The following is a 16,676-nucleotide window of genomic DNA, read 5'->3' as shown; positions in this document are numbered from 1 at the left end:
GCCATGTCCGGCATCCAGTGGAGCGATGGCGCTCCCATCTACCGACAACTGAAGGAGCGGGTCATCGCGATGATGCTCGATGGCCAGCTCAAGCCGGGCGACGCCCTGCCCTCCGTGCGCCAGGTCGCCGCCGAATACCAGCTCAACCCGATCACGGTATCGCGCGCCTACCAGGAGCTGGCCGACGAGGCCCTGGTCGAAAAGCGCCGTGGCCTGGGCATGTTCGTCACCGAGGAGGCGTCCAAAAAGCTGCTCGGAAACGAACGCGACCGATTCCTCACCGAAGAATGGCCGCAGGTGCTGGAGCGTATCCGGCTGCTCGGCCTCTCGCCCGAAGACCTGCTGCGCGAAGGACACTCCGCATGAACGCACACGAATCCGCAGTCATCGACGCCCGCGGCCTGGTCAAGGCCTACAAGGGCAAGCGTGCCCTCGATGGCACCAGCTTCCGCATCGAACGCGGCCGCATCGTCGGCCTGGTCGGCCCCAATGGCGCCGGCAAGACCACGGCGCTGAAGGCCATCCTCGGGCTGATCCCGTTCCAGGGCGAGCTGTCGGTGCTCGGCCGCGACCCGCGCAGCGAACGCAACCTGCTGATGAATGACGTCTGCTTCATCGCCGACGTCGCCGTGCTGCCGCGCTGGATGCGGGTGCGCGAGGCGATCGCCTTCGTTGAAGGCGTGCATCCGCGCTTCGACCGCGCCCGCTGCGAGCGCTTCCTGGCCAACACCAAGCTGACCCCGAAGATGCGGGTACGGGAGATGTCCAAGGGCATGATCGTGCAGCTGCACCTGGCGCTGGTGATGGCGATCGACGCCCGCCTGCTGGTGCTTGACGAGCCCACGCTCGGGCTCGACGTGCTTTATCGCAAACAGTTCTACCAGCGCCTGCTGGAGGACTATTTCGATGAGGACAAGACCATCCTCATCACCACCCACCAGGTCGAGGAGGTCGAGCACATCCTCACCGACGCCCTGTTCATCCGCGACGGCCGGATCGTGCTGGACGCACCGATGGACGAACTCGCCGAACGCTTCACCGAAGTGCTGGTCGATGCCGGCCGTGCCGAGGCCGCGCGCGCGCTCGGTCCGCTGGACGAACGCGCCCTGCCCTTCGGCAAGACCGTGATGCTCTTCGACCGCGCCGATCGCAGCGCGCTGGCCGCCTTCGGCGAAACCCGCACCCCGGGGCTCGCCGACCTCTTCGTCGCCACCATGAAGGGAACCTACTGATGAACGCCATGACCGACAGCCTGCCGGTGGCCAAGTCCCCGGCGAACCGTACGCAGCGCTTCAGCCTGCTGCTCAGGCGCGAATACTGGGAGCACAGGGGAGGATTCTTCTGGGCACCGTTCATCGCCGGAGCGATTTCGCTGTTGCTCACCGCGCTGCTCCTCGTCATCGCCCTGGTCGGCATGCGCAATGCCGATACCGGCGATGGCATCGTCCTCAACGACGGCAGCTCGATGTCGATCAACGGCCTCGACCTGGGCCTGCTTGCCGCGCAGATGAGCGCAGACGACAAGGCCCAGCTCGCCAGTGGCATCGATCTGACCATGATGCTGTCCTCGGCCTGGCCCTACATCGTCATGGTCTTCGTGATGTTCTTCTACTGCCTGGGCGCGCTGTATGACGAGCGCAAGGACCGCAGCGTGCTGTTCTGGAAGTCGCTGCCGCTGTCGGATGGCGAAACCGTGCTGTCGAAGGTGCTCAGCGCGATCGTGGTGATACCGCTGCTGGCGACCCTGGCCGCAATCGCCACCATGTTCGGCTTCCTGGTCCTGCTGAGCGTCACGGTGATGATCCACGGCGGCAACCCCTGGGAGCTGATCTGGGGTCCGGGCAATCCACTGGCGATCTCGCTGTCGATGTTGGCGGCGATCCCGGTCTACGCGCTCTGGGCCCTGCCCACCATCGGCTGGCTGATGCTGTGCTCGGCCTGGGCACGCAGCGTGCCCTTCCTCTGGGCGGTGCTGGTCCCGCTGCTGGCCGGCGTCTTCGTCAGCATGTTCAGCGTGATGCGGATGCTCGGCCTGGAAGCCGGTTGGTTCTGGAGCAACATCGTCGCGCGCATGCTGCTTGGCGTGGTGCCGCTCACCCGGGATGACATCGGCCGCCTGGGCAACGCCAACATCGAATCGCAGGGAGTGCTGCACCTGATCGAACCTTCCTCGATCTATTCCAACCTGCTGCAGCCGGAGCTGTGGATCGGCGCCGCGGTCGGCATCGCCATGCTGTTCATCGCCACCCGCCTGCGCCGCTGGCGCGACGAAGGCTGACCCACGTGACCACCCCGGGAGGAACACCGATGACCATCAGGATGCGCGCGTCCCACGCCCTTTCAGCCGCCCTGCTCTGCGTGCTGGCCGCCGGCTGCAGCCCGGCAACGGACCCACCGCCCGCCGCGGACGCACCAGGCGCCGCCGATGCCGATGCCGATGCCGGGAAGACCTTCATCGGTCGCCAGGCCGCCAAGGCGATCGCCAAGGCGAGCCAGGCCCTGAAGGCCAAGAACCTGAGCATCGGCGACGACTTCGCGATCACCATCAACGGGCGCAGCTATGGCGGCGGGCACGGTGCCGAAGGGCTGCCCAAGGCCGAACTCACGCCCGACGGCGAACTGCTGATCGAAGGCGAGGCGGTCCCGGCCACTCCGGAACAGCGCGCCCTGCTGCTTGCACATCGCCGCCAGCTGGAGGACGTGGCGCTGGCCGGGCTGGCGATTGGCGCCCAGGGCGCGGACGTCGCGGGCACCGCGCTGACCGGGATCGGCGAGGCGCTGTTTGGCGGCGACGAGGGGCGCCAGGCCTACGAAGCGCGGATCGAAGCCGAGGCGGACAGGATCAAGGACGAGGCGCTCAAGCTCTGCGCGCTGCTGCCGGCGCTGTACGACAGCCAGCAGTCGCTGGCCGGCGCGCTGCCGGCCTTCGCCCCCTACGCGACGATGACGCCCGAAGATATCGAGGACTGCGGGAACCACGCCGGCGACGCCGCTCCCGGTGCAGGCGCAGGCGAGACCATCGCGGCCTGACCGGTCCGCCAGCCGCGCCCATGGCGCGAACCGGGCCTTCCGGCCCCTCCAAGACACGAGGCTATCCATGCGCATTCCAGCCACCACGTTCTCCCTCGCCCTCCTCTGCCTGGCGACAGCGCCGACCCCGGCCATGGCCGACGGCGACCGCGCCTGCAAGCACAGCGCACCGCAGTCGCTCGCGCTCGACATCGGCGATGCACGCCTGGTGGAGTTCCGCGTTGGCGCCAGCAAGCTGCGCCTGGACGGCACGCCCGGGCGCGCCGGCAGCCTGCAGGGCCGCGCCTGCGCCTCGAGCGCGGACGAGCTCGCGCGACTGAAGCTGGAGCAGGCCCGCGAGGGCGACCGTCTGGTGGTGCGCCTCAACCGCGAGGAGCGCAGCGGCTGGTCGTTCTTCGGCGACCACTACGCCTGGTTCGACCTGTCCGGCAGCGTGCCCGACGGAATCCCGGTCGAAGTGACGGTCGGCTCCGGCGATGCCTGGCTGAACGGCCTGTCCCGGCTCGGCCTCACCGTGGGTTCCGGCGATGCCGAGGCGCGTGGCATCCGCGGCGAGGTCAGGGCGACCGTCGGTTCGGGCGACATCACGCTGCAGGACATCGGCAGCCTGGACGGCGGATCGATCGGCTCCGGCGACCTCTCGGCCCGGAAGGTCCGCGGTGACGCGCGCATGGGCAGCATCGGCTCCGGCGACCTGGAGCTGCGCGACGTGGGCGGCGGGGTCGACATCGGTTCGGTCGGCTCCGGCGATGCCGGCCTCGAGCGCATCGGCGGCGGCGTCGAAGTGGGCTCGGTCGGCTCGGGCGACATAGAAGCCCGCGTGATCGGCGGCGACCTGCGCGTGCGTTCGCTGGGCAGCGGCTCGGTCGACCACCAGGGCGTGGCCGGCAAGGTCGATATCCCCCGCAAGCGCTGAACCGCGGCCGCCGGACGCCGCGGCGGCTTGCGGCTAGACTCGGATGGACCACGCCGCAGCCACGCGGAGCGAGGCCTCAGCCACATGAGCGACATCGTCTGGAAGCCCGATGCGCCGCGCGCCATCCTGCTCGCCACCGACCTGGACGGGCGCTGCGACCGCGCCCTGGACCGCGCCGTTGCGCTTGCGCGCGAATGGGAGGCCAGGCTCGTCGTGCTGACCGTGGTCGAGCCCGCGCCCGAACCGCCGCCGCGCCGCGACCAGCCGCCGTCGCCACATGCAAGCCCGGCCGCGCTGCGCGCCGCCGCGCGCCTGCGCCGCGACGTCGGCCCGGTCGCCGACGACGTCCGGCTGGAACTGCTGGTGCGCGAAGGCCGGGTCGGCAGCTGCGTCGAATCCGTGGCCACCGAAGCCGGCTGCAGCCTGGTGGTGACCGGCATCGCCCACGACGCCCTGTTCGGACGCCACCTGCTGGGCTCGACGGTCACCTGGCTGTCGCGCCACGGGCACTTGCCGCTGCTGGTCGTGCGCGACCGCGTCCACGCACCCTACGCACGGATGGTCGTGGCCAGCGATTTCTCGACGTCCTCGGCGCATGCGCTCGACGTCGGGCGCGGCTTCTTCCCGGAAATCGCCACCAGCCTGTTCACCGCCTTCGAACCGCCCTACCTCGGGCTGCGCGACGGCGACCGCGAACGCGGCGTGGGCGACATGCACGAAGCGGTCCTGCAAAAGGCCCGCGATTTCGTCGTGGCCCACGGCCACGCCGGCCTGCCGGTCGCCGCCGCGCACGGCGACGCCGCGCGCCGCATGGCCGAACACGCCCTGGCGATCGATGCCGGACTGGTGGTCGTGGCCACGCACGGCCGCGGCGCCCTGTTCCACCTGCTCATCGGCAGCGTCGCCCGCGAAGTCCTCGACGCCAGCCCCTGCGACACCCTGCTGGTTCCCGAACCCAGGGCGCGCGCCGAAACAACGGACCAGGCGCCGCAAGGGCGCTAGCCGCGACCGCCCGCACCATCGCCTTTGCGAATGCGCGTGGACAGCCGTAGCGGCGATCGCCGCTAAAGCGGCTCCTACAAAGGCGAGGGTGGCTCCTGCAGCGAGCGCATCAACCGCCGTCGTGGATCCCGCCGCGGGTCAGCGCCAGCGGATCGAGCAGCGCGCGCAGCTTCGCCTCCGGCATTCCCGTGGCCTCCACCGCCACATCAAGCACCGGCCGCCCCTCGCGATAGGCCTGCTTGGCGATCGCCGCCGCCTTCTCGTAGCCGATCACCGGATTGAGCGCGGTCACCAGGATCGGATTGCGTTCCAGCGCCGTCCCGACCACGTCGCGGCGCACCTCCAGGCCGTCGATCACCCGCTCCGCCAGCAGCCGCGACACCGCCGACAGCAGCCCCACCGACTCCAGCAGGTTGGCCGCGATCAGCGGCAGGGCCACGTTGAGCTGGAAATTGCCGCTCTGCCCCGCCACCGTCACCGCCACGTGGTGGCCCATCACCTGTGCGCAGGCCATCACCGTCGCCTCCGGGATCACCGGATTGACCTTGCCCGGCATGATCGAACTGCCCGGCTGCAGCGCCGGCAGTTCCACCTCGCCGAGCCCGGCCAGCGGCCCCGAATTCATCCAGCGCAGATCGTTGGCGATCTTCATCAGCGCCACCGCCAGCACGTTGAGCTGGCCCGACAGCTCCACCGCATCGTCCTGCGAGGCGATGCCCTCGAACTTGTCATCGGCCGAGTCGAAGCGCGTTCCACTCGCCGCCGACAGCGCCCGGGCCACCGCCTTGCCGAAGCGCGGATCGGCGTTGATGCCGGTACCGATCGCCGTGCCCCCGATCGGCAGCCGCCGCAGGCGCTTGAGCGCATCGCCCAGCCGCGCCTCGGCCGAGGCCAGCTGCGAGGACCAGGCACCGAACTCCTGCGCGAACGTCAGCGGCATCGCATCCATGAGGTGCGTACGCCCGGTCTTCACCACCTTGCGCAGCGAGCGCCCCTTCCGGTCGATGCTCTTGCGCAGCTGCTTCAGCGCCGGCAGCAGCTCCTCCACCACCGCCAGCTGCGCCGACACCCGCAGCGCCGTCGGCACTACGTCGTTGGAACTCTGGCCGAGATTGACGTGGTCATTCGGATGCACCGCCCGCTTGCCCGCGCGCGTCGCGAGCGTCGCGATCACCTCGTTGGCGTTCATGTTCGAGGACGTCCCCGAACCCGTCTGGTAGATGTCCACCGGAAAGTGCGCGTCATGGTCGCCGGCCGCGACCTCGTTGGCAGCCTTGCGGATCGATGCCGCCAGGCCCTTGGGCAGCAGCCCGAAGCCCGCGTTGGCCTCGGCCGCCGCGGCCTTGACCAGCCCCAGCGCCCGGATGAAACCCCGTGGCATCGGCCGCCCGCTGACCGGGAAATTCTCCACCGCGCGCTGCGTCGAGGCGCCCCAGAGCGCATCGGCTGGCACCTCAAGCTCGCCCATGCTGTCGTGTTCGATCCGGAAATCCCTGGCAGCCATGACGTCCTCCACTCGGTGATGCTGGAAGGATACGCCCGCGATCGTTGGCTCCCTGATGATGGATGGGGCTACGGGATGCCACCAAAGAGATGCCATCTGGATGGTCCGCGCCGCCGGAGGTGGCTGGCGGGGGGAGTGCTGCGCCCCGCCGCCAGCCATCCATGGCTGGAAGCGGGGACGTGGGCCATCCATGGCCCACTCTCCGCACTCCCCCCGCCAGCCACCTCCCGCACCACCATCGACGGCCACGTGGAGGAGGGCCAGCCCGAAGCCCGCACTCGAATGTCGTTGGCAGCCGCACATCAGTCCCCGCACGCATAAAAGCCGCACGACAGGGAACCTGCCGAAGCCAGCGAACTCCCGTCCGCCGAAGCGGGACACTGCGGGGTGGGTATGGACAGCGCACATGGACGTGCGCGGTAGCCGCTTCAGCCATCGATGGCTGAGGCGGCGGTCCATACCCACCCTGCAGTGGCACGCTCCCCCACGAAGCCCGCGGCCCACACCCCGCAACCCGCAACACACTGTGTCCGAAAGCGACTCCACCATCCGTCACCCCCAGCACACGCCGGGTAGAATGACCGGCCGCCCGCATCCAGACACCGCCCATGCCCGCCCTCAACCCGCTGCTCGCCCTCTCCCCCCTCGACGGCCGCTACGCCGGCAAGGTGGAGGCGCTGCGGCCGGTGTTCTCCGAGTTCGGACTGATCCACGCCCGCGTGCGGGTTGAAGTGGAATGGCTGCTGGCGCTGGCCGCCGAACCCGGCATTCCCGAGCTGGCCCCCTTCGACGAAGGCGCCACCGCCAGCCTCCGCGCCCTGGCCGATGGCTTCTCACCCGCCGACGCCGCCCGCGTCAAAGAGATCGAACGCACCACCAACCACGACGTCAAGGCGGTCGAGTACTTCATCAAGGAACGCCTGGCCGACGACGCCGAACTGGGTCCGGCGCTGGAGTTCGTGCACTTCGCCTGCACCAGCGAGGACATCAACAACCTCTCCTACGGCCTGATGCTCGACGCCGCCCGCCGCGACGTCATGTTGCCCGCGCTGGACGGCGTCACGGCCACCCTGCGCGGCATGGCGCACGAGTTTGCAGCGCTGCCGATGCTCTCGCGCACCCATGGCCAGACCGCCTCACCGACCACGGTCGGCAAGGAGCTCGCCAACGTAGTCGCGCGACTGGAGCGCCAGCGCGCGCAGCTGGTCGCGGTATCGCTCACCGGCAAGGCCAACGGCGCGGTCGGCAACTACAACGCGCACCTGGCCGCCTATCCCGACGTCGACTGGCCTGCGTTCTCGCGCCGCTTCGTCGAATCGCTGGGGCTGGACTTCAATCCCTACACCACCCAGATCGAGCCGCACGACTGCATCGCCGAGATCGCCGACGTGCAGAAGCGCATCGCGACCATCCTCATCGACCTGTCGCGCGACGTCTGGGGCTATATCTCGCTGGGCTATTTCAAGCAGGCGGTGAAGGCCGGCGAAGTCGGCAGCTCGACCATGCCGCACAAGGTCAACCCGATCGACTTCGAGAACGCCGAGGGCAACTTCGGCATCAGCGTCGCCCTGTTCGAGCACTTCGCGACCAAGCTGCCGATCAGCCGCTGGCAGCGCGACCTCACCGACTCCACCGTGCTGCGCGCACTCGGTACCGCCTTCGGCCACGCGCTGGTCGGCTTTGACGCGCTGGCGCGTGGCCTGGGGAAACTCAGCGCAAACCCGGAGCGCCTGGCCGCCGACCTCGACGCGTCCTGGGAAGTGCTGGCCGAAGCGGTGCAGACGGTGATGCGCCGCCATGGCCTGCCGAGTCCCTACGAGCAGCTCAAGGCGCTGACCCGTGGCCAGGGCATCACCGCGGACTCCATGCGCGCGTTCATCGGCGGGCTGGACCTGCCGGACGACGCGAAGCAGCGCCTCCTCCACATGACGCCCGGCAGCTACACGGGCCACGCGGGCACCCTTGCCCGCGAGGTCTGACCCGATTCAATCGCGGCTATAGCCGCTCCCACAAAGATCGCCGCTCTCACACATATCGCCGGATCCACGCCCTCTCCACGCACTCGCGAACCGCACGAGACCCGCACCATGACCACCCGCAAGGCACCCTCCGGACGCAAAGCCTCCAGCAGCGGGAAGGCGCCCGCCAGCCGTGCTACGCCCCGCGCTGCCGATGCATCGCAGCCCGCCGGCGCGACGCCCCCGGCCGCCACCCACGACCTGCCGCTCGAGATCGACGCCACCGGCAAAGGCCTGCTGGGCATGCCGCCGGCCGACTTCCTGCGTGACTACTGGCAGAAGCGTCCGCTGCTGATCCGCAACGCGATCCCCGGCTACGTCTCGCCGATCGCACCGGAAGACCTCGCCGGCCTGGCCTGCGAGGAAGGCGTGCTGGCCCGCATCATCGAACACGACCGTGCCGCCGACGCATGGAACGTGCGCCTGGGTCCATTCGCCGAGGAAGTCTTCCCGGCGATGCCACGGCAGGACTGGACGCTGCTTGTCCAGGACGTGGACAAGTGGGATCCGGACATTGCCGGCCTGCTGCAGCACTTCGGCTTCCTGCCGCGCTGGCGCCTGGACGACATCATGGTCTCGTTCGCGGCACCGGGCGGCTCGGTCGGCGCGCACGTCGACCAGTACGACGTGTTCCTGCTGCAGGCACTCGGCCACCGCCGCTGGATGATCGACGCCAGCGTGGCCATGGGCGGCGAGGAGCCGCCGCTCGCCTTCCGCGACGACGTGGATATCAAGCTGCTGCGCGAGTTCAAGGTCACCCACGACTGGGTGCTCGGCCCCGGCGACATGCTGTACCTGCCGCCCAACGTGCCGCACCACGGCGTGGCCGAGGATGCCTGCCTGACGTTCTCGGTCGGCATGCGCGCGCCCTCCGCGGCCGAACTGCTCGGTGACCTTGCCGACAGCCTGCTGGCCGACGCCGACGACAACCTGCGCTACGCGGATCCCGACCTCCTGCTGCCCGGCGATCCGGCGGAAATCGACGACGCCGCGATGGCGCGCGTGGTCCATGCCCTGGACCTGCTGCGCAGCGACGATCCGCAGCGCATGGCCGACTGGTTCGGCCGCTTCATCACCATGTATCGCAACGGCGGCGAAGTCGCCGCTCCCGACGAGGGCGACGCCGCGCCGCGCTCGCGCATCGAGGTCGAGTGGGACCTCGAGCACGGCGCCGAGCTCCACCGCCATCCGTATTCGCGCATGGCCTGGCGCCGGTCCGGCGACGAAGCGCGGCTCTACGTCAACGGCGAGGCCCACGCGATGCCTGCCGGTGACGCCGCGACCATCGCCAATGCGCCCGTGCTTGGCGACAAGGCCTATGCCACCCTGGCCCCGCCTGCGCGTGGCTGCGTGCTGGCCCTGCTGGAAGCCGGCCATTACCAGCTGGTGCTGGAAGACGACGGGGACGACGACAGCGACGACGGGGAGTAGGCGCATGGCCCCGGCGCAGGCATTCACCCTCCACGCGGTCGGCTACGAAGAAGGCCTGCCGGACCTGCGCAGCGTGCGCGAGGCGGTGTTCGTCCAGGAACAGGGCGTGCCGCTGGCGCTCGAATGGGACGAATTCGACCCGGCGTGCCACCACGTCATCGCGCGCGACAACGCCGGCAATGCCATCGGCACCGGCCGGCTCACGCCCGCGCGCGGCATCGGCCGGATGGCGGTCCTGCCCACGTGGCGCGGCCGCGGGGTCGGCGACGCGCTGCTGCAGGCGCTGCTGGAGCAGGCGCGGACGCTGGGCTGGCCCGAAGTCACCCTCCACGCCCAGGCCGCGGCGGTCGGCTTCTATGCGCGCGCCGGCTTCCTGCCCGTCGGCGAGCGCTTCCAGGAAGCCGGCATCGAGCACCAGGCCATGCGCCTGCGGCCGGGCGCACTCAACCTGGTCGACTCGCGCGACGCGGCGATCGCCGCCACGTGGGCCGTCATCGCGGGCGCCCGCCGCCATCTCGACATCTACAGCCGCGAGCTCGATCCGGGCCTGTTCGACCAGCTGGAAATCGTCGCCGCGATCCGCCGCTGCGCCACCGGCGGCGAGTGCGCGATCCGCATCCTGCTGCAGGAGCCGGCGGTGCCGCAGCGTGCGCTTGCACCGCTGATCGCCCTTGGCCAGCGGCTGCCCAGCGCGATCGCCTTCCGCGCGGTGGAGGAACAGGTCGACCGCGCCTATGCCTCTGCCTTCGTCGCCAACGATGGCGGCGGCCATTTCTTCCGGCCTCTGGGCCAGCGCTGGGAGGGCGAGACGCGGCTCGATGGCGCCGGCCGCGCGCGCCACCTGCGCGGAGTGTTCGACCCCTTCTGGGAGCGCGCCCGCCCCTGCACGGAATACCGCGCCCTCGGCATCTGAGGGGCTGGCCCCGCGCCGGGACCCGAGGCCGCTGCCGCGGCGCCCGACCTTCGCCCCTGGGCAACAATGCGTTTCGAACCGGGATGCTGGCGCCTCAATCCCGCGCAGAGGGCTATAATTGCCCGGATCGAGTGCCTGAACAGGCACTCGTCCCGCATATGCGGACCATCCCCTCATTTCCTGAGTTTTCCGACGCCATCGTGGCCAATCTATTGAAGCAGTTTGCGCAGTCCTCCCAGCTCGGCGCCAATGCCGCCTTCATCGAGGACCTGTACGAGCAGTATCTCGTTGACCCCGACAGCGTCGGCGACAAGTGGAAGGCCTGGTTCGACGGCTTCCAGGGCCGGGAGGCCGGCGACGTCCCGCACTCGGTGGTCATGGACGCGGTCGCCCGCGCCGGCCGGGAAGCCAAGGCCGGCGTGGTGGTGGCCTCCGGTGGCGGTGACCTCGAGGCCCAGCGCAAGCAGGGCTCGGTGCTGAAGCTGATCACCGCCTACCGCTCGCGCGGCCACCTGCAGGCGGATACCGATCCGTTGGGCATGGCCGACAAGATCGATGCCCCGGACCTGGACCTGCCTTTCCACGGCCTGTCCGACGCCGACCTCGACACCGAGTTCGCCACCGGGCCTGCCGCTGGCGGCACCAGCACCTTTGGCGGTGCCCCGCGCATGCGCCTGCGCGACCTGCTCGCGCTGCTGCGCGCGACCTACGCCGGCCCCATCGGCGCCGAGTTCATGCACATCCCGCAGGCCGAGCAGCGCCGCTGGATGTACGAGCGCATGGAAACCGCAGGTGGGCGTTACAGCCACACCGCCGACGAGCAGCGCCGCATTCTCGAACGCCTGACCGCAGCCGAGGGCCTGGAACGCTACCTGCACACCAAGTACGTCGGCCAGAAACGCTTCTCGCTGGAAGGCGGCGATTCGCTGATTCCGCTGCTCGATACCGTGATCCGCAGTGCCGGCAGCGAAGGCGTCAAGGACATCGTGATCGGCATGGCCCACCGCGGCCGCCTGAACGTGCTGGTCAATACGCTGGGCAAGAGCCCGCGCCGGCTGTTCGACGAGTTCGAGGGCAAGTTCGAGCACAACGACCTCGCCCACGCCGGCGACGTGAAGTACCACATGGGTTTCTCCGCCGACGTCGCCACCGATGGCGGCCCGGTGCACCTGGCGCTGGCCTTCAACCCGTCGCACCTGGAGATCGTCGACCCGGTGGTCGCCGGCTCCGTGCGCTCGCGCCAGGAGCGTCGCCAGGACACGGCCCGCCGCCAGGTGATGCCGATCCTGATCCACGGCGACGCCGCGTTCGCCGGCCAGGGCGTGGTGATGGAGCTGTTCCAGATGTCGCAGGCGCGCGGCTTCGCCGTCGGCGGCACGCTGCACGTGGTCGTCAACAACCAGGTGGGCTTCACCACCAGCGCCCGCGAGGATGCACGCTCCACCCTGTACTGCACCGACGTGGCCAAGATGATCGGCGCGCCGGTGCTGCACGTGAACGCGGACGATCCGGAGGCCGTGGCCTTCGCCGCGCGCCTGGCCTACGACTTCCGCCAGGAATTCAACAAGGACGTGGTGATCGACCTGGTCTGCTACCGCCGCCACGGCCACAACGAGGCCGACGAGCCGGCGATCACCCAGCCGGTGATGTACCAGATGATCCGCAAGCACAAGACCACCCGCGAGCTCTACGCCAACCAGCTGGAATCGGCCGGCGTGCTGCCCGCAAAGGGCGGCCAGGCGCTGGTCGACCGCCATCGCGACCGGCTTGACGCGGGCGAGGTCACGACCGAGCTGGCCGAGGTCGGAAAGACGTCGCCGGAGAGCCGCCTGTTCGTCGATTGGGGCTCCCTGGTGGCCGGCAGGCTGACCGACAAGGCCAGCACCTTGGTCGAGCCGGCGAAGCTCAAGGCACTGGCCAAGGCCATCACCACCATTCCCGAAGACGTGCAGCTGCACTCGCGCGTGTCCAAGGTCTACGAGGACCGCCGCAGGATGGCGGCCGGTGAAATCCCCGCCGACTGGGGCTTTGCCGAGAACCTCGCCTACGCGACCGTGCTCGACGAGGGCTTCGGCCTGCGCCTGGTGGGCCAGGACGTGGGGCGTGGCACCTTCACCCACCGCCACGCGATCCTGCACGATCAGAAGACCGACAACTACTACCTGCCGCTGCAGCAGCTGGTCGACTCGCCGGAGCGGGCCACCATCATCGACTCGCTGCTCAGCGAGGAAGCGGTGATGGCCTATGAGTACGGCTTCTCCACCACCGATCCCAACACCCTGTGCATCTGGGAAGGCCAGTTCGGCGATTTCGCCAACGGCGCCCAGGTGGTGATCGACCAGTTCATCGCCTCCGGCGAAGCCAAGTGGGGCCGCATCAACGGCCTGACCCTGCTGCTGCCGCACGGCTACGAAGGCCAGGGCCCCGAGCACAGTTCGGCGCGCCTGGAGCGCTTCCTGCAGCTGTGCGCGCTCGACAACATGCTGGTCTGCGTGCCGTCCACGCCCGCCCAGGCCTTCCACATGCTGCGCCGGCAGATGCGCATGACCACCCGCAAGCCGCTGGTGGTGATGTCGCCGAAGTCGCTGCTGCGCCACAAGCTTGCGGTCTCGACGCTGGACGAACTCGCCAATGGCGAATTCCAGCACCTGATCGGCGACGCATCGGCCGACGCGAAGAAGGTCAAGCGCGTGGTGCTGTGCTCGGGCAAGGTCTACTACGACCTGCTGGAGGACAAGGAGAAGCGCGGACAGGACGACGTGGCGCTGGTGCGCGTCGAGCAGCTCTATCCCTTCCCGCGCGAGGCGCTGGTCGCCGAGCTCGGCAAGTACGGCAAGGCCACGTCGGTGGTCTGGTGCCAGGAAGAGCCGCAGAACCAGGGCGCCTGGTACCAGATCCGCCACCATCTGCAGGCCTGCGTGCCGGCCGGGCTGGAGCTCCACTACGCCGGCCGGTCGCGCTCGCCCTCGCCCGCCGTCGGCCACTTCGCCGACCATGTCGTCGAGCAGCAGCAGCTGGTCGCCGACGCCCTCACTTCCAAGGCCGGCAGCGTTTTCGCAGCCGACTGACCCCCACACCGCTTACAGCGAACGACCAGGACGCCTCAAGACATGGCCACCGAGATCAAGGTACCGGTACTTCCCGAATCCGTTTCCGACGCCACCATCGCCACCTGGCACAAGAAGGTGGGCGACAGCGTCGCGCGCGACGAGAACATCGTCGACCTCGAGACCGACAAGGTCGTGCTCGAAGTGCCCTCGCTCGTCGACGGCGTGATCAAGGAACTGAAATACGCCGAAGGTGACACCGTCACCAGCCAGCAGGTGCTGGCGGTGATCGAGGAAGGCGCCGCGCCGGCGAAGACCGACGATGGCGACGCGGGCAAGGCCAAGGCCGAGCCGGCCGCGGGCGCCCAGGAAGTGCAGCCGAAGGCCGACGCCGCGAAGGCCGAGGCCAAGGCGCCTTCGTCGACCCGCCCCTCGCCCGCCTCGGGCGGCGCCGGCGAGCTGCCCCCGGGCGCGCGCTTCACGGCCGTCAAGGACGGCATCGACCCGTCGCAGGTCGAAGGCACCGGTCGCCGCGGCGCGGTGACCAAGGAAGACCTGGTCAACTACGCCTCGGGCAAGACCCCGGGCGTGTCCGGCGGCGCACGCCCGGAAGAGCGCGTGCCGATGACCCGCATCCGCAAGCGCATCGCCGAGCGCCTGATGCAGTCGAAGGAATCGATCGCGATGCTGACCTCGTTCAACGAGGTCAACCTGGGCAAGGTCATGGCCATGCGCAAGGAGCTCGGCGAGAGCTTCCAGAAGCAGCACGGCGTCAAGCTCGGCTTCATGAGCTTCTTCGCCAAGGCCGCGGCCAACGCGCTGCAGAAGTACCCGGTGGTCAATGCCTCGGTCGACGGCGACGACATCATCTACCACGGCTATGCCGACATCTCGATCGCGGTCTCCACCGACCGCGGCCTGGTGACGCCGGTGCTGCGCAACGTCGAGCGGATGGGCTTCGCCGACGTCGAGAAGGCGATCGGCGACTACGCCACCAAGGCGCGCGACGGCAAGCTGTCGCTCGACGACCTACAGGGCGGCACCTTCACCATCACCAACGGCGGCACCTTCGGCTCGCTGATGTCGACGCCGATCGTCAACCCGCCGCAGTCCGCGATCCTGGGCATGCACACCATCAAGGAGCGCCCGATCGTCGAGAACGGCGCCGTGGTCGCCGCGCCGATGATGTACATCGCGCTCAGCTACGACCACCGCATCATTGACGGCAAGGACGCGGTGCAGTTCCTGGTCGACATCAAGGACCAGCTCGAGAACCCGCACCGCATGCTGCTGGGCATGTAAGGAGAGGAACAGACATGGCAGAACAATTTGACGTTGTCGTGATCGGTGCCGGCCCCGCCGGCTACCACGCCGCGATCCGCGCCGCCCAGCTGGGCATGAAGGTCGCCTGCATCGACGCCGGCGTGGGCAAGGACGGCAAGCCGGCGCTGGGCGGCACCTGCCTGCGCGTGGGCTGCATCCCGTCGAAGGCGCTGCTCGACAGCTCGCGCCAGTTCCACAACCTGCAGCACGTGTTCGGCCAGCACGGCATCACCGCCAAGGACGCGAAGATCGACGTCGGCACGATGGTCGGCCGCAAGGACGCCATCGTGAAGCAGTTCACCGGCGGCATCGCGCAGCTGTTCAAGGCCAACAAGGTCACGCCGTACTACGGCTTCGCCACCCTGCACGCCGACCGGCTGGTGAAGGTCGCGCAGCACGAAGGCGGCGAGATCGAGCTGACCGGCACCAACATCATCATCGCCGCGGGTTCGGATTCGATCGAACTGCCGTTCGCGAAGTTCGACGGCGACGCCATCGTCGACAACGTCGGCGCGCTCGACTTCGCCGAAGTGCCCAAGCGCATGGCCGTGATCGGCGCCGGCGTCATCGGCCTGGAGCTGGGCAGCGTGTGGAAGCGCCTGGGCGCCGAGGTCGTGATCCTCGAGGCCCTGCCCGACTTCCTGGCCGCGGCCGACGCCGAAGTGTCGAAGCTCGCCGCGCGCGAGTTCAAGAAGCAGGGCCTGGACATCCGCCTGGGCGCCAAGGTCTCGAAGGCCGAGGTCACCGGCAAGGGCAAGAAGAAGGAAGTGCAGGTCACCTTCGCCGACAAGAAGGGCGAGGAGACGATCACCGTCGACAAGCTGCTGGTCGCCGTGGGCCGCAAGGCCGCGTCCAAGGGCCTGCTGGCCGAGGGCAGCGGCGTGAAGCTGACCGAGCGCGGCCAGATCGAGGTCGACGAGCACTGCCACACCGGCGTCGATGGTGTCTGGGCCGTGGGCGACTGCGTGCGTGGGCCGATGCTGGCGCACAAGGGCTTCGAGGAAGGCATCGCGGTGGCCGAGCTGATCGCCGGCCTCCCGGGCCACGTCAACTTCGACACCATCCCCTGGGTCATCTACACCGAGCCGGAGCTGGCCTGGGTCGGCAAGACCGAGCAGCAGCTGAAGGAAGAAGGCATTCCGTACAAGGCGGGCAGCTTCCCCTTCGCCGCCAACGGTCGCGCGGTGGCGATGGTCGAGCCGGCGGGCTTCGTGAAGGTGCTGGCGCATGCGGAAACCGACCGCGTGCTCGGCATGCACCTGGTCGGCGCCAACGTCTCCGAGCTGGTGCACGAGGGCGTGCTGACGATGGAGTTCAAGGGCTCCGCCGACGACCTGGCGCGCATCTGCCACGCGCACCCGAGCCTTTCGGAGGCGATCCACGACGCCGCGATGGCGGTCGACAAGCGCGCGATCCACAAGGCGAACTGAAGGCGCGGGCCGGCGCATCTTCCCGGCCCGCGACTTCACGCTGCTGCAAAGCGCCGGGCCCT

General features: G+C 69.3%; 13 protein-coding genes. 12 read left to right on the top strand and 1 reads right to left on the bottom strand.

All coding sequences use genetic code 11. The features are described 5' to 3' along the window. Positions 1-3 precede the first annotated feature (3 nt). The 6 genes from ACW7G5_RS08975 to ACW7G5_RS08950 all read left to right on the top strand — a co-directional run bounded on the left by ACW7G5_RS08975 (position 4) and on the right by ACW7G5_RS08950 (position 4,948). Positions 4-366: a GntR family transcriptional regulator gene (locus ACW7G5_RS08975; RefSeq protein WP_457003728.1), complete on the top strand. Its 363-nt coding sequence runs from the start codon at positions 4-6 to the stop codon at positions 364-366. Then, positions 363-1,232 carry an ABC transporter ATP-binding protein gene (locus tag ACW7G5_RS08970; protein ID WP_457003726.1) on the top strand — a complete coding sequence of 290 codons (870 nt, stop codon included), beginning with the start codon at positions 363-365 and terminating at the stop codon, positions 1,230-1,232. Before ACW7G5_RS08975 ends, ACW7G5_RS08970 begins: the two co-directional genes overlap by 4 nt. Positions 1,233-1,240: 8 nt before the next feature. Continuing rightward, positions 1,241-2,278: a hypothetical protein gene (locus ACW7G5_RS08965; RefSeq protein ID WP_457003988.1), complete on the top strand. Its 1,038-nt coding sequence runs from the start codon at positions 1,241-1,243 to the stop codon at positions 2,276-2,278. Between the two features lie 29 nt (positions 2,279-2,307). After that, positions 2,308-3,030 carry a hypothetical protein gene (locus ACW7G5_RS08960; protein WP_457003724.1) on the top strand — a complete coding sequence of 241 codons (723 nt, stop codon included), beginning with the start codon at positions 2,308-2,310 and terminating at the stop codon, positions 3,028-3,030. Positions 3,031-3,097: 67 nt separating this feature from the next. Beyond that, positions 3,098-3,946: a hypothetical protein gene (locus ACW7G5_RS08955; RefSeq protein WP_457003722.1), complete on the top strand. Its 849-nt coding sequence runs from the start codon at positions 3,098-3,100 to the stop codon at positions 3,944-3,946. Positions 3,947-4,030: 84 nt separating this feature from the next. After that, entirely contained in the window at positions 4,031-4,948 is a 918-nt protein-coding gene (locus ACW7G5_RS08950; RefSeq protein WP_457003720.1) for a universal stress protein, read from the top strand. Between the two features lie 109 nt (positions 4,949-5,057). Here the strand turns inward: ACW7G5_RS08950 and ACW7G5_RS08945 are convergent, their stop codons facing one another. Then, a complete protein-coding gene (locus ACW7G5_RS08945; protein ID WP_457003718.1) occupies positions 5,058-6,452 on the bottom strand; it encodes a class II fumarate hydratase in 1,395 nt (464 codons plus the stop codon). A 608-nt stretch (positions 6,453-7,060) separates the two neighbouring features. Between ACW7G5_RS08945 and purB the strand changes: the two genes are divergently transcribed. The 6 genes from purB (at position 7,061) to lpdA (ending at position 16,614) form a co-directional block, all read left to right on the top strand. Beyond that, entirely contained in the window at positions 7,061-8,431 is a 1,371-nt protein-coding gene (gene purB, locus ACW7G5_RS08940; RefSeq protein WP_457003717.1) for an adenylosuccinate lyase, read from the top strand. 108 nt (positions 8,432-8,539) lie between these two features. Then, positions 8,540-9,901 carry a JmjC domain-containing protein gene (locus ACW7G5_RS08935; protein WP_457003716.1) on the top strand — a complete coding sequence of 454 codons (1,362 nt, stop codon included), beginning with the start codon at positions 8,540-8,542 and terminating at the stop codon, positions 9,899-9,901. Between the two features lie 4 nt (positions 9,902-9,905). Next, positions 9,906-10,814: a GNAT family N-acetyltransferase gene (locus ACW7G5_RS08930; protein WP_457003714.1), complete on the top strand. Its 909-nt coding sequence runs from the start codon at positions 9,906-9,908 to the stop codon at positions 10,812-10,814. Between the two features lie 200 nt (positions 10,815-11,014). Next, positions 11,015-13,882 (top strand): 2-oxoglutarate dehydrogenase E1 component, encoded by a 2,868-nt coding sequence (locus tag ACW7G5_RS08925; protein ID WP_457003712.1) that lies wholly within the window; start codon positions 11,015-11,017, stop codon positions 13,880-13,882. Positions 13,883-13,924: 42 nt separating this feature from the next. Next, positions 13,925-15,163: a dihydrolipoyllysine-residue succinyltransferase gene (sucB, locus tag ACW7G5_RS08920; protein ID WP_457003710.1), complete on the top strand. Its 1,239-nt coding sequence runs from the start codon at positions 13,925-13,927 to the stop codon at positions 15,161-15,163. 14 nt (positions 15,164-15,177) lie between these two features. After that, on the top strand, positions 15,178-16,614 hold the full coding sequence (gene lpdA / locus ACW7G5_RS08915) for a dihydrolipoyl dehydrogenase (protein ID WP_457003709.1): 1,437 nt from the start codon (positions 15,178-15,180) through the stop codon (positions 16,612-16,614). Positions 16,615-16,676: the final 62 nt, after the last annotated feature.

It is taken from the genome of Luteimonas sp. A501, from assembly GCF_054052085.1.
The sequence above is the reverse complement of the archived record's forward strand: the minus strand, read 5'-3'. Positions and strand labels throughout refer to the sequence as shown.